We start from the raw sequence: 14,193 nt of genomic DNA on the forward strand, positions 1-14,193 counted from the left end.
ATGGATTTGCCAGTAGTTATTCTTGCAGGGGGCCTTGGAACGCGCCTTCGCGAAGAAACTGATATCAAGCCGAAACCTATGGTTGACGTGGGTGGATATCCAATCATCTGGCACATAATGAAGCATTACGCTTCGTTTGGCTGCAAGGAATTTGTGATTTGCCTTGGCTATAAAGGCGAAGTGATTCGCAAGTACTTCATGGATTATGCGCTGCAGCGGGCCAGCCTTACCGTGCAGCTTGAAACCAGCAGTTGGCAGCTGCACGATCACAAAACGCAGGAAGACTGGACGATCCATCTGCTCGAAACCGGCGCTGAGACGATGACCGGTGGGCGGATTGGCCGTGCAGCTCGGTTTCTGGGCAATCGGCCCTTCATGGCGACCTATGGCGATGGCGTCAGCAATATCGACATTGCAGCACTGGTTGAATTCCACAAGGCGTCCAATCGGATCGCAACGTTGTCGGCTGTGCGTCCGCCCGCCCGTTTTGGTGGCCTGGTGATTGAAGACGGGATCGTCAGCGAATTCGTCGAAAAGCCCCAGATCGGCGAAGGCTGGATCAATGGTGGTTTCATGGTGTTCCAGCCCGAATTGGCGCCGTTGCTGACCGCCGACGACACGATTCTCGAACGCGCCCCGTTGGAAACGCTTGCACAGGACGGGCAGCTGGGTGCCTATCTTCACGACGGCTTCTGGCAGTGCATGGATACGGTGCGCGATCTTACCTATCTGCGTGAACTGTGGGCCAGTGGGCGGGCGCCCTGGAAAAGCTGGCAGTAACACGCAGTTCATTCTCAAGTGGCAGAGACGACACCATGTTTTTCAATGATGCTTATGCGGGCCGACGAGTGCTCATCACGGGCCACACGGGCTTCAAGGGAAGCTGGTTGACCGCATGGCTTGTCGGCCTCGGGGCGCAGGTTTGCGGCTATTCTGACGCGGTGCCCACAACACCTTCACTTTTTGAGACGGCGGGCCTCGCTGCAAAGATCGATCACCAGTTGGGAGATGTGCGCGACTTGGCCCGGTTTTCCGAGGTGCTTCACGCGTTCCGGCCTGACTTCGTGTTCCATCTGGCGGCGCAGGCAATCGTCTCGACCTCCTACAGCAATCCGCTCGAAACGCTCGACGTCAACGTGATGGGCACGGCCACGGTGCTGGAGGCGCTGCGCCGGATCGATTGGCCCTGCACTGCGGTGATCATCACCAGCGACAAGGTTTATGACAATGTTGAGTGGCCGTGGGGCTACCGCGAGACCGACGCGCTGGGCGGCAAGGATGTCTACAGCGGCTCCAAGGGTGGGGCGGAACTGGCCTTTAAGTCCTATTTCCATTCCTTTTTTGCCAAGCCCGGCGTCCCGGTACGCCTGGTGACGGCACGGGCGGGTAATGTGATTGGCGGTGGCGACTGGGCCGCCGACCGGATTGTGGCAGATTGCGTGCGCGCCTGGTGCGACGGCCGAACGGTGGAGATCCGGAGCCCACAAGCGACCCGGCCCTGGCAGCATGTCCTTGAACCGCTGAGCGGCTATTTGTGGCTCGGCGCGCGACTGGCCGAAGACATGACGTTGAACGGCGAGGCCTTCAACTTCGGTCCGCGCGCCGAGCAGAACGCTACTGTGCTGGAACTGCTTGCCGCGTTGGCCGAGGTATGGGGCCACGATAACCCGCAACAAGCCTATCGTGTCACCGGCAACATTCAATTTCACGAAGCGAGCCTGCTCAAGCTGAACGTCGACAAGGCGCTGCTGGCGATCAAGTGGGAACCAAATCTGTCCTACGCCGAATGCATGAAGATGACCGGTGAATGGTATCGCGAAGTGCTGAAGGCGGACCAGGATGCTCTGGCCATGACCCTTGATCATATCACCGCCTATCAGGCCAGTGCTGCCGCTCGCGGTCGGGTGTGGGCCCGCCAGTGAACGGGGTGACGCTAACCCCGTTGCGCCGGATCGCGACGCCGGGCGGGGATGTCCTGCATGGCATGAAGCATTCGGACCCTGGGTTTGCGGGGTTTGGAGAAGCCTATTTCTCGATGATTGATCAGGGCTATGTGAAGGGCTGGAAACGCCACAGTCGCATGACCTTGAATTTTGTTGTCGCGACGGGTTTGGTACGGGTGTGCGTTCACGATGGCTCGTCAGGTGAGTCAGCCCGGTTTCTGCTTGGACCGGGATCGCCGGATGGTCATGCACGACTGACGATCGAGCCGGATCTGTGGGTGGCATTCGGTGGGGTAGGCGTAGGCACGAGCGTGCTGCTGAATATCGCCAGCATTGCGCACGATCCGACCGAATCGGAAACCGTTCCACCAGGGGCGTTTGACTGGAAATGGTAGCCAAAGGCGCCTCAAGCTTGGTGGTGGGGGCTGGCGGATTGCTGGGCACCGCGCTGGTGGCCGCGCTGCACGAACGGGGCGAGCGCGTCATCATGCTTGGCCGTCATGATCTCGACATGACGCGCCCCGACGGCATCATCGACAAGATCAGGCAGTTTGCGCCGGCCCGTGTGTTCAACTGTGCCGCCCATACCGACCTGGAAGCCGCCGAAGTCGCGCCTGAACTCGACGAGACGGTCAATGCCCGCCTACCGGGAGTCATCGCTGCGGCCTGTGCTGATCTCGGCAGCAAAATGATCCATTTTTCCAGCACCGGCTGCTACGGCAACTGGAAGGACACACCCTTTACTGAAGAAGATCCGCTGCGCCCGCTTAGCCGGCACCATCAGGCCAAGCGCGACGGCGAACAGGCGGTCGCCGCCGCGAATGGCGCGCACGTGATCTTCAGGCTTGGCTGGCTCTATGGCGGCGATCGGCAACAGCCCAAGAATTTCGTGTGGAAGCGCATCGTCGAGTCGGCTGGCAAATCTGAAATGGTCAGCGACAATGCGCAGCGTGGTTGTCCGACGCATGTCGACGCGGTCGTGCGGCAAGTGCTGCTGGCAGTGGATCGGGGTGCGTCAAGTGTCTACAATGCGGTCGCGCAAGGATCGGCATCACGCTATGAATATGTCAGTGCCATTGTGGCGGCGTCCGGATTGCTTTGCGCCGTGCATCCGGGTCCCGGTTTTGTGCGCAAGGCGCCGGTCTCGGCCAACGAAACAGCAGTCAATGCGCGACTGCAGGCAGAAGGCCTGGACGTGATGCCAGAATGGCGGGAAAGCCTCGAAGCCTATGTAACTTCGCTCATGCACAACGCTCAGTTAACTTGAGCCGCGCTTCTGCGCGTCCAATCAGATAATCCAGAAAGTAATCGTGGTCATGGGTGGAAAATCTGAAAGCAATCCGAAGATCCTTCATCGGATTTACTTTGATAATTTCAAACCTTTTCACGATCCGTTCCTGCACTATCTTGAAAGCTGGCGCCAGCAGATGCCGGAATACGAGATTAAGCTGTGGGGGCCGCATAATCTTGATGTTGATGCGAACAAGTGGACGCGCATCGCCGCTGAGAAGAAATCACCGGTGTTCCTGTCGGAATATTTCCGTTGGAAGGTGCTTTCGGAATATGGGGGGCTCTACCTGGACGCCGATTGCGAGGTGCTGGATGGCAAGGTTCTGCACGGCATCATCGACGAGCTTTACAGCCAAGACAAATATGATTGCTTCTTTGGTGTCGAGGAAGCCAGCAACGGCCACCCGACTGCACAGACATTCGGCGCGAAGAAGGATTCAGACATCGTTCGCTTCATGGTCGATCTCTACGAGAACCGGCTCGACCCGCTGTGGCACTGGCGCGAGACCCGCGGGCTCATCGGGCCGCAGCTTTTGTCCCTCTATTTCCGCAACCGCGATATCAACAACCAAGATGACGGCTTTTTCAAGAATTTGACTGCGCCGGTCATCAGCGCCCGAGCCAAGGTCTATCCCCAGAAATATTTCTCACCGAAATTTTCCCTCGTTGGTGAAACGATCGATTTCGAAGAGGGGAGCACCTGCGTCTATCACATGTTTGCCAACTCGAACGTCGATCTCAGCAGCAACAAGCGGATGCAGCAAGCGCAGACAAAGGCGTTGACCTTTTCTGAATATCGCGCCGAGGTCGCGAAGTCGTCCAAGTTCCCGCGTAACTATCATGCCTCCCACTTTTCGGTTCGCGATGGCGTCCAGACCGACGATGGCGTGAAAGGTGAAGGCTCGGGGTTGCTGTTTTACGGGCCTTATGTTTCGTTGCCGGCCGGCGAATATATTGCGACCCTCGATTGTGCCCGGCGTCCGAAGAAGGGCCGTGCGACGTTGACGGCGACGGCCGAATCCGGGACGCTGAAGCTGGGCGAGGCCAGCTTCAGTTTTTCATCCCGCAATAAGGATCCGCTGGTCGTGGCGTTCCGCATCGACCGCGAGGTCGCCAACATGTGCGAGATCACCTTGGCAGTCGAGGGCATCGACAGCATCCTCGTTTCTGGCGTCACCGTCGCCAAAACGGCTGACGTCGAGATGAAAAAGACAGCCGCCGTGAGTTCCGGCCCGGCCGGTCCGGGAAGCGCAGCGCTCGTCAAGCCTTCGCTGAAACGGATCCATCGCGTCTATTTCGGCTTCGATGGCAAGCCCGATCCTTTTGGCCGTTATCTCGACACATGGAAGCGCCAGTTGCCCGACTTCGAGATCTTGCATTGGAACGCCAGCAACCTGCCGATGGACGAGAACGACTATGTCCGACAGCTATACGAAGAGAAGGATCACGCCTTCCTGACGGATTACTTCCGCTGGTACTTGTTGCGCAAATATGGTGGAAGTTATTTCGATGCCGACTTGGAAGTGGTGAATGGCTCGATCTATACGCAGTTGATCGAAGAACTCGAAACCTCGACCAAGTTCGACGCTATGATCGGTATAGATGAGCGCAGCGGTGGTTGGTACACAGCGCATTCCATGGCCTCGAAGCCGGACAGTGCGCTCGCAACATTCATGTGCGAGGTCTATGACAGCTTCGGTAAGTTCACCGCTTGGCGCAAACGCGGCATGTATTTCTGGGCTCCCCAGTTGGTCGGCCTGTACTTTGCCGACCGGGGTTTCCACAAGGACGGCATGGGCACCATGCCGCATCTGACTACCCCGCAAGTGGTTGAAAGGGTCAAGGTCTATCCGCAGGACTGGTTTTCTCCTCTATCACCGACAGGTTCTGCCGATAAACCCTTTGCCCTCAACGGTTATTCGGAGAACACGACCCTTTGTCACCATTTCGCCTGCTCGTGGCACGACGAGAATTCGATCTATCTGGCGCATTCGCAGGAAAAGGGCGGACAAGCAAAAGTGCTGTTGCGTGAACTGGTCAAGGCCGAGGGCGTTCCGATTGTCACCGAGAATTACAGCGCTGCCGCTCATCACATGACGTTTGTCCCCGGCGGCCTGAAGCTGTTGACGCAGGTCGGCGCGGCGAGAGGCCTGGTCTATGCCACGACCGGACGCGCCGGCTACCTCGTCCACGGCTTGATACAGCCGGTCGTGAAAGGACGTTATCGGGCCGCCTTCCATTTGACCAAAATCACCGCGCCAGGCGAAGTGACAATAGAGGTCACTGCAGAGGCGGGGACCAAGTCTATCGGCCAGGTAAAGATCGATTTGCCCGCCAAGGCTGAGAAGGGTGCTGTCTACTGCGACTTCGAAGTGGGGGCCGAGGTCGCCGATCTCGACTGCCGCCTTTCGGTCGATGGCCACACCGAGTTCCTTTTCACCGAGCTCACGATTGATCGCGATCCCGACTGACCCGGATCTGGCTGACTGCGGCCTGCCTGAGGAGTTTACGCAGGCAAGCCCGTGGGGCGGATCGAGATGCGGTCAATCCTGACTTCGATGGCGTTTTCCGGTCGGATCACGATGTCAAACGCCCCAGCTCTGGGGGTAATCTCGATCAAGGCCGACCAGGTGAAGCGATCGTCCACGGCGCGGTCGACACGGTCCGTTCCCTCGTTACGAAGCGAACAAGGTTTACCGGCCAACTCGGCGGTAATTTGCGGAAGCGGGCACGATCTTGGTGCGGCACCTTCAACCGTGATGTCATAACAGCCAGCCGCCAGCGCAGCGCCTGGACCTCGCAGGGTGTCGGCCGCGGTGACCGTGACGCTCTGTCCCGAAATCTTCGTCGCCGGGGGACGCAGTGCAGGACCGCTTGCAGGATAGACTCGCACGAGGGCAGGCGTTTCGCGCGCAAGCGCAGTGCACATGCCCTCGATCCTGGCGGCGATCCGATCGAAGCCCAACTGTGCCACGAAGTCGGCCGCGGCCTCGAGCTGGAGCCTGGCTTCGTCGCTGCCAGCTGCCGCGAGCGCATCTGCGATACCGGTCGCGATACCCTCAGGAGTCTTGGCCGGCAGGACGTGGACCAAGCCTGCCAGTTCGGCGAAAATGGGCGCCGCAGTCACCGCCACCGGCCGGCCACTGGCAAGCGCATGGCGGACCGCTCCGCTCACGGATTCGTCGGTGCCCTGATATGGAAAGATAATGAGATCGGCTGCCGCAAGCGCTTGCGCTACATCTGCCTCACGACGGAACGTGAAGTCGCATTGGATTGTGTCTGCAAGCGAAAGCTCGGCAATTCGTTCCTTGATTTGCGCAATTGTAGCTTTCGAGGCGGGTACGGGAAACTCGGCATTCAGCAGCAACAGCTGCACCGGTCTCCCCGCATCCCGCAGATGTGCGGCGGCTTCGACCAGTTCGACCAGTCCCTTGTGAGGTAGGGCAAATCCAAAGGAAATTATCAACGGCAGATCGGCAGTCTTGCGGGTGTGGTGGCCACCCATGGTGCCCGGCACCGTAACGGGTGCGCCCGCGGGCAGGCCGTGCGGTAGCAGCGAGACATTGTCGACCAGACCTATCGCCTTGAGCCGATTGAGATCACCCACCGAATGGACGAGAACCCGGGCGCAGCGCTGGAGCATGCTCCTCATTTCGGAAAGGATCTGCTCGCCCCCTTCAGCGGCTGGCAGCGCCGTCGCATGCAGTTCCATGACGACAGCGACGCCATCACGCGTTGCGTCAGCGACCAATGCAGCCAACTCCTGCAGATCGTAGAAAGCGAAACTGAACTGGATGACGATGGTGTCGAAACGGCGGCGGTCCACGCGCCCCGCGAGCATCGATAGGCCGCCTTTCGGATGGGGGCGGCGCCATGCAGGCTCCACGACATGAGGATGGAACGGTTCGTGTCCTCCTTCCCGCTCCGGTGCCAGGATTGTTACTGATAGGCCAAAATGCCTCAGCAACTGGTGCGAATATGTCGCGATTCCGCAGTTCTCGTCCCAAGTTGAAAGCCAGGCGATGCGGGGTGAAGACGGTGCCCCTGGTCCGCCAATCCGATTGCCTCTGGCCCTTTCAATGCCATGATTGCGGACGTGGGCCGCTTGGCACGCAGCGACAAGCTGCCAGTTCTGGTCGTGTAGGATATTCGCCTTCGCGCGCATTGCCATGGCTTGCCGACGCCCGTTCTCGCAAGCGAAGGCTTCGCGCAACCGGTCGGCCAGCATCGCGCGATCGGGCTCAGCCCAGACCGACCCAGCCAAGCGCAGGCGGCTCCGCGCTGGCTCGAAGGTGAAGTCAACAAGCCACGAGTCGCTTATGGGGCAAAAATCGACCTGACCGCTCCACCCAGTCACAATCACCGGAAGGCCGCATACCATCGCTTCTGCGATCGGTAGTCCAAATCCTTCCGCTCGACTTGGATAGACCGCGACCTGGCATTGCTGATGCAGGGACTTCAGTTCCGCCGACGTGAGATCGTCCAACAACAGCAAGACATCAGGAAATTCCGGGTCCTGACCGCGCCGTTCTGCCAATAGCGTTTCGATCAGATTGCCTTCGTTGCGCGAGGTTTTCAGGACCAGTGAAACGGGATCGCCGGCCCGAAATGCATCGCCATAGGCGTCCAGCAAGATATCTACGCCCTTGCGCGCCAACCCGGTCGATACATGCAGGAAGCGGAAGGGCTTTGCCGCGATGCGGTAGTCCGGATCGGGATCCAGAGTTTCGAGATGATCGGTGCCCAGTCCGCAGACGTGGATGGGGACGTGCACCCCGTTGTCGATCAGGATTTTCTTGACGTGTTCCGAAGTCGCAAAGATCAGGTCGAGGCTTGCGTTGAATTCAGCGACGCTGCGGTAGGGAAACCCCGTTTCTTCCCAAGCATAACAGTGCAGCGTTCGCAGCGGTCCGTCCGCACTCGTCCCGATCATGTCGGAAACGCGGGGAGGAAAGAGATTGCGGCTTTGGATCGAGAGCGTATCGGTCGGGATCTCCCACGAGCTGCGCACCATCCTGTCGAGGTCAGGGTTGGCATCCAGGAAATCGGAGTCGGGCGCGAAGTCGCCGTTGCCATCGGTTGAGACGAGCGTCACCTGGTGGCCCAGCCGCTCCAGGCTCCGGGCCAAATTGCGGTTCACTAGGGACAGGCTGTAGCTGGAGTCGAAGGGCCCCTCGATCCGCCACGATTGCACGCCGCCGTGGGCTGCATGGCCCAAGTGAAGTTGTGCGGTTCGTTCGTTTTCCGCCAGCGCGGTGACCGCTAAGGCGATGTCGGCGGGAGACACGGCTCCGGTGGCATGCAGGTCCGCGATCCGGTCAAGCACTGCATCTATTGACAGCGCCGCCAGGGCGGATGCGGTACGGCGTGCCAGTTTGGCTTCACTTGCAAGCGCTGCAAGCGCGGCCTGCGCGCTCCTGTCCCAGTCGAACAGTTGCGAGCGCTCGCGGGCATGATCCTCCAGCGCATGCCTGAAGCCCTCATCGGTCAGCACCTTTTCGAGTAGCCGCGCCAAGTCGCCCGGGGCGTGAGGATCAAACAGCGCATCACGCCGCCCAATCACTTCTGGAAGGCTGGAGTTGGCAGATGCAATCGTTGCCGTTCCACAGGCCATCGCCTCCAGGGGGGGCAGGCCGAAGCCTTCACGCAGGGATGGAAAGGCAAAAACCGTTGCGCTCGCATAAAGCGCCGCGAGTTCAGAATCGGATACGAAGCCGGTAACGATCAGTTGATCCGCATCCAGCCCCAGTTCTCGCGCATGTTTGTGCAGGTACCCCCGGGCAGGCTCAGGAGGGTTGCATACGAAGACCAGCTGTCTGCCGGTGCGCACCACTTTGGGGAGCAAAGCGAACTCGCGCAGCAGACCTTCGAAGTTCTTGCGCGGCTCGAAGGCGCCGGCATGCATGACATAGTCTCCCACGATGCCGAATCGGGTACGCAACATTTCCGGCTGTGGGGCAACGCCGGCCGCGAAGATGCGCGGATCGACGGCCGAACCAGGCGAATGAACGCGATCAGCGGGAAAACCCAACAGTGCGATCGCTTCTTCGCGCGATGTCTCCGAATTCGTCAGGAGAAAGTCGCAACGACGCAGGGCCGCAAGGCGATTTTCAAACCAAGCCCGCACCCGTTCGTCAGGGAGGTAAAGATCGACGTCGCTCAGGGGGATCAGGTCGTAGAAGATCGATCCCAAGCCATAGCTGCGGGCGAAATGGCCACCATGGATCACGGTATCGTCGAGGTACCCTTCAATCGTGCTGGCCACCAGCACCACGTCGGGTGAAAGGTCCGCGAGCATCTTTTCATAGAGCAGCTGGGCCAGCTGTGCGCGGCCGTCGTTTTCAAGCGCTTCTTCGCAGCTATTGGCCAGAGAGGCGAAGTTCATGTGTCTTTTTCGAAGACCTTTGCCCGGAAGGCCAACCAGGATTTCCTGCCGGGGAGCGTCCAGTTGCGAATTGCTCAGAAGGATCAGTTCGTGGCTTCCGTCGGCATTTACCAAGGCATTGACGAAATCGCGCGTGTGACGGCCGATACCCCGATCCCGGCTGTCATTTTGCACCGCTTGGATATCCACGACGATGCGCATCAGTTCAGTCGGGCTCCCAAAGACTTCATGATTTCTCGAACCCGTACGATATTTTGGCTCGAGCCTGACCCGATCCAAGACTCCGCTCGGGAATCAGCATCATATGCTTTGGCTTCCAATTGGCTTTCCAGGCGATGGAGACGTATCGCAGTCATTTCGTGCAGTTTCGCAGCGGCGAAAGCGATCGCTCGTTCGTGCCGATGCACTGCTCCGACCAGCTCGATCCCTAGCAAGGGGCGCATCAGCAGGCCAACCAGCGGCAAGCGGCCGATCGCCCGGCGGCGAAGGGCGGACGCCAGGCCCGCCACCTCAATTGCAAGTTTCTGGCCTTCTTCCGAGCGGGCGAGTGACCAGATCAGGTCGATCTTGCGGCCGCCGCGGCGCATGAACGCCTCCGCACTTTCCCGGCCAGAAGGATCCGGTTTCCGACACAATACGGTGAGGTAGGCCGTGCGAACGAAGTCCGGGCCATCCGCCGCCATGAGCGTTGCGACGTCCGGGGCAACGCTGCTGCGAAAAACAGCCGCTACCTGCTTCATCGCGCTTGCTTCACGACTGTTGGCTTCCAATTTCGCAGATCCGGCCATGGTCTGCCTATGCGGGGATGAATCCGCCTTTTGCAGGCTCGGTGGTTACCGGCTTGACCAGTTTGACAGCCTGTTCATGTGTTGGCGGCGAGGTAACGGGGGAACCTTCGGTCCCCGTTGTTCTCGACAGTACCAATGCGTCGACGCGATCGAGCCTGCCGAGAATTTCGGCAGCATTGGCGTGGATCGCATTTTCGATACTGCGCAACTTGCGTTCGTGCGCGCCATCGCTTTCCGAGGACTTTATAAGCCGAAACAGCATTCCGATGATCGGCCGGCGCGATTGCCGATAGGCCGCGACCGCCTTTGGCAGTTCCGGCAGGTTGGCGGCAAACGCGCGACCTTCGGCGGAGCTGTAAAGCTGGGAGATTATCGCCATCTTGCGCTCGCCCATGCGGACCTGCCGAGTGTAGGTGCTCAGCCCGTCAGGGTCAGGGGCGCGGCCCAGCAAGGTCAGGTAGGCACAGCGCACGAAATCCTGATCGTAAAGTGCCAACAGCTGAGCAAGGCTATCGGCGGGCTGGTTCGGCATGACCAATCTCATTGGGCGCGCTCCGGATAAAGGGCAGGGTCTCCCCCGGCATTTGAAAAAGCAGCTTCAAATCGCGCTTTCAGCGTTCAAGTTTCAAGGTGCGATACCTTGGCATTTTCCAGCTCATCATATCCCAGGACTCTTGCAGCAAAACGCCTTGGGCGGGTCGACTTCCAGAACTCTCCTACGGATTTCAAATGTGATTGCAACCCGAAGCGCTCGTCCTCCACGCCCTTAAGCTGGGCTGCCAGGACGTCGAGGGCCGCGCGCAGCGCATCGGCTTGCATATGTGCCTCATCACGATCCGCGGTCATGGCAGCCAGATCCCTTGCGCTCATCTCTTCGAGCGCAAGGCTTTGTGCAAGGGCGCGATCGCGATGATCGCGATCCTTGATCGCGCGCGACAACTCAGCAGCCAACAGGTCACGGTGAAGTTGCGCGTCGGCGCATTCTGCGTCGATGCGGTTGCGGTCGGCTATGGCGTGGTCCAGTTCGGCACGCAGCACTTCAGCCGTGCTTTCCGCATCCAGGCGCTCTGCATCGATACGGTCGCGGTCGGCTATGGCGTGGTCCAGTTCGGCACGCAGCACTTCAGCCGCGCTTTCTGCATTCAAGCGCTCTGCGTCGATGCGGTTGCGGTCGGCTATGGCGTGGTCCAGTTCGGCACGCAGCACTGCAGCCGTGCTTTCCGTATCCAGGCGCTCTGCATCGATACGGTCGCGGTCGGCTATGGCGTGATCAAGTTCCGCACGCAGCACTGCAGCCGTGCTTTCCGCATCCAGGCGCTCTGCATCGATACGGTCGCGGTCGGCTATGGCGTGGTCCAGTTCGGCACGCAGCACTTCAGCCGCGCTTTCTGCATTCAAGCGCTCTGCGTCGATGCGGTTGCGGTCGGCTATGGCGTGGTCCAGTTCGGCACGCAGCACTTCAGCCGTGCTTTCCGCATCCAGGCGCTCTGCATCGATACGGTCGCGGTCGGCTATGGCGTGGTCCAGTTCGGCACGCAGCACTTCAGCCGCGCTTTCTGCATTCAAGCGCTCTGCGTCGATGCGGTTGCGGTCGGCTATGGCGTGGTCCAGTTCGGCATGCAGCACTGCAGCCGTGCTTTCCGTATCCAGGCGCTCTGCGTCGATACGGTCGCGGTCAGCTATGGCGTGGTCCAGTTCGGCATGCAGCACTGCAGCCGTGCTTTCCGCATCCAGGCGCTCTGCATCGATACGGTCGCGGTCGGCTATGGCGTGGTCCAGTTCGGCACGCAGCACTTCAGCCGCGCTTTCTGCATTCAAGCGCTCTGCGTCGATGCGGTTGCGGTCGGCTATGGCGTGGTCCAGTTCGGCACGCAGCACTTCAGCCGTGCTTTCCGCATCCAGGCGCTCTGCATCGATACGGTCGCGGTCGGCTATGGCGTGATCAAGTTCGGCACGCAGCACTGCAGCCGTGCTTTCTGCATTCAGGCGCTCTGCGTCGATGCGGTCGCGGTCGGCTATGGCGTGGTCCAGTTCGGCATGCAGCACTGCAGCCTTGCTTTCCGCATCCAGGCGCTCTGCGTCGATGCGGTTGCGGTCGGCTATGGCGTGGTCCAGTTCGGCACGCAGCACTTCAGCCGTGCTTTCCGCATCCAGGCGCTCTGCATCGATACGGTCGCGGTCGGCTATGGCGTGGTCCAGTTCGGCACGCAGCACTTCAGCCGCGCTTTCTGCATTCAAGCGCTCTGCGTCGATGCGGTTGCGGTCAGCTATGGCGTGGTCCAGTTCGGCACGCAGTACTTCAGCCGTGCTTTCTGCATTCAGGCGCTCTGCGTCGATGCGGTTGCGGTCGGCTATCGCGTGGTCCAGTTCGTTCGAGAGGACCTTCTGAAATTCAACGGCCTGTGCTTGCTGGCGATCCAAATCATCGCGCTGCTTGATCGCGTGCTGCCATTGGACGCTCAACGCGTCGTATTCATGCACGGGCACAGACGCCCGCAGCATGAATCCAGCAGGTGGCAATGCGATCGAATGGGACACATCGCCGAACAGCGCTTGTGCTCTGGGCAGTGACCAGTCCGCCAGATCAAGGTACCAATTTGCGGCGGTGCCATCGCGTGCCCGCTCAAAATGCGGCTTCATTTCAACAGGATCGGCCATGATCGCTTCGTGCAACACAGAGAAGCGATGGGTGAGCACAGCCATACAACGGCTTGACTCTACCCGGCTCAGCGTCGGGGCCTGTTCGATTGCTTCCGGCCTGCTGGCGCACCAGCGGGTAAAGGGTGAACGCCCCACGACCACGGCCTTCTTGCCAAACAGCAGTGCGGCCATGGCCGATGTCGAAGAAATGGTAACCAGTCCGTCGGCCTGCGTGATGAGCGCTTCCGAAAGGCCGCAAGACAGATTGCGCGGGAGCAGCCGGATGCGCTGGCTCGAACATGCGAGCGCTGCCTCCAGTTCCTCCGAAAGCGTTTGTCCAGCATGATAGGTGGGCACGCCGATCCAGCCCGGGGGCAGCCGTTCCGCCCAGTCGAATAGCAGGTCGTGCATTTCGGCCTGGCGGTAGGCGCCCTCGAACGTCACAGCGTCGGTGGGCTGCGTAGCCAGCAGCGCGATACGTTCGCCTCCCGCAATCTCCGCCAGCGCTTCGCAGGCCAGCCCAGCCAAGGGGTTAATGGTCCGGCGCGTCTGTTCGACGTGTTCGAGAAGATCGGCAGCCCCGCGCGCCGCATGGACAGGCAAGGCAAGGTTGCGAATGGCGTCGTGATGCACATCCAAAAAGGCACCCACCTGATGGCCGCACGGGTCAAAGCCGCTGCGGAAAGGGTGCCCCATACGCGGCAGTGCGGGCTGTTCCACGTGCAGCATCCCGATGCCGACGAAGGCATCGACGGCATAGGCGTTCTGCGCCGTAGTCAGGATCAAGTCGGGCTGAAACCGCGCTCGAATGGTGCGCAGCGCATTGGTTAGAGCGCAAGGGGGCGGGGCCGTCTCGTATAACGCCTGAGAGTAGCCAACCTTGTCGCGAAAGCCGGCCAGCATGGAAAAGGCATTGAGTTCAAAGATCTCCACGTCCAGACCCGGCTGTTCCACCGTCTGCCAGGCGCGGCACGTTTCGCGATTGGCGGCGAGAGCGAAGCGGCCGCCAATACTCTGGGAAATCCTGCGAAATGCTTCGACCCAGGGAAAGTGCGCTTGGAGCGCGTCGGGATCCTGACGGTATATGACAGGCTCGAGGAACAGCAGGACGTTCATCGGTTATCTGGCGATCCCAATGTCGACCATT

Annotated in this window: 9 protein-coding genes; 5 read left to right on the forward strand and 4 right to left on the reverse strand. The window is 60.1% G+C overall.

All coding sequences use genetic code 11. The features are described 5' to 3' along the window. From rfbF to AC6UUM_RS08370, 5 genes are read left to right on the forward strand one after another with little or no spacing between them, the layout of a single operon-like run. Positions 1 to 780 (forward strand): glucose-1-phosphate cytidylyltransferase, encoded by a 780-nt coding sequence (gene rfbF, locus AC6UUM_RS08350; RefSeq protein ID WP_500804862.1) that lies wholly within the window; start codon positions 1 to 3, stop codon positions 778 to 780. Between the two features lie 35 nt (positions 781 to 815). Continuing rightward, positions 816 to 1,922 (forward strand): CDP-glucose 4,6-dehydratase, encoded by a 1,107-nt coding sequence (gene rfbG / locus AC6UUM_RS08355; RefSeq protein ID WP_500804863.1) that lies wholly within the window; start codon positions 816 to 818, stop codon positions 1,920 to 1,922. Then, entirely contained in the window at positions 1,919 to 2,338 is a 420-nt protein-coding gene (locus tag AC6UUM_RS08360; protein WP_500804864.1) for a dTDP-4-dehydrorhamnose 3,5-epimerase, read from the forward strand. Before rfbG ends, AC6UUM_RS08360 begins: the two co-directional genes overlap by 4 nt. 20 nt (positions 2,339 to 2,358) lie before the next feature. After that, on the forward strand, positions 2,359 to 3,210 hold the full coding sequence (locus AC6UUM_RS08365; RefSeq protein WP_500804936.1) for an SDR family oxidoreductase: 852 nt from the start codon (positions 2,359 to 2,361) through the stop codon (positions 3,208 to 3,210). A gap of 49 nt (positions 3,211 to 3,259) precedes the next feature. After that, complete coding sequence (locus tag AC6UUM_RS08370) at positions 3,260 to 5,704, forward strand: glycosyltransferase family 32 protein (protein WP_500804937.1); 2,445 nt, start codon at positions 3,260 to 3,262, stop codon at positions 5,702 to 5,704. A 35-nt stretch (positions 5,705 to 5,739) separates the two neighbouring features. Here the strand turns inward: AC6UUM_RS08370 and AC6UUM_RS08375 are convergent, their stop codons facing one another. The 4 genes from AC6UUM_RS08375 to AC6UUM_RS08390 all read right to left on the reverse strand — a co-directional run bounded on the left by AC6UUM_RS08375 (position 5,740) and on the right by AC6UUM_RS08390 (position 14,162). Continuing rightward, on the reverse strand, positions 5,740 to 9,819 hold the full coding sequence (locus AC6UUM_RS08375; RefSeq protein WP_500804865.1) for a glycosyltransferase: 4,080 nt from the start codon (positions 9,817 to 9,819) through the stop codon (positions 5,740 to 5,742). Beyond that, positions 9,819 to 10,406: a hypothetical protein gene (locus tag AC6UUM_RS08380; protein ID WP_500804866.1), complete on the reverse strand. Its 588-nt coding sequence runs from the start codon at positions 10,404 to 10,406 to the stop codon at positions 9,819 to 9,821. Before AC6UUM_RS08380 ends, AC6UUM_RS08375 begins: the two co-directional genes overlap by 1 nt. A 7-nt stretch (positions 10,407 to 10,413) precedes the next feature. Further along, positions 10,414 to 10,938, reverse strand: coding sequence for a DUF4214 domain-containing protein (locus AC6UUM_RS08385; RefSeq protein WP_500804867.1), 525 nt, complete (start codon positions 10,936 to 10,938; stop codon positions 10,414 to 10,416). Positions 10,939 to 11,024: 86 nt separating this feature from the next. Then, positions 11,025 to 14,162 carry a coiled-coil domain-containing protein gene (locus AC6UUM_RS08390; RefSeq protein WP_500801833.1) on the reverse strand — a complete coding sequence of 1,046 codons (3,138 nt, stop codon included), beginning with the start codon at positions 14,160 to 14,162 and terminating at the stop codon, positions 11,025 to 11,027. Positions 14,163 to 14,193 lie beyond the last annotated feature (31 nt).

It is taken from the genome of Sandarakinorhabdus sp., assembly GCF_987265915.1.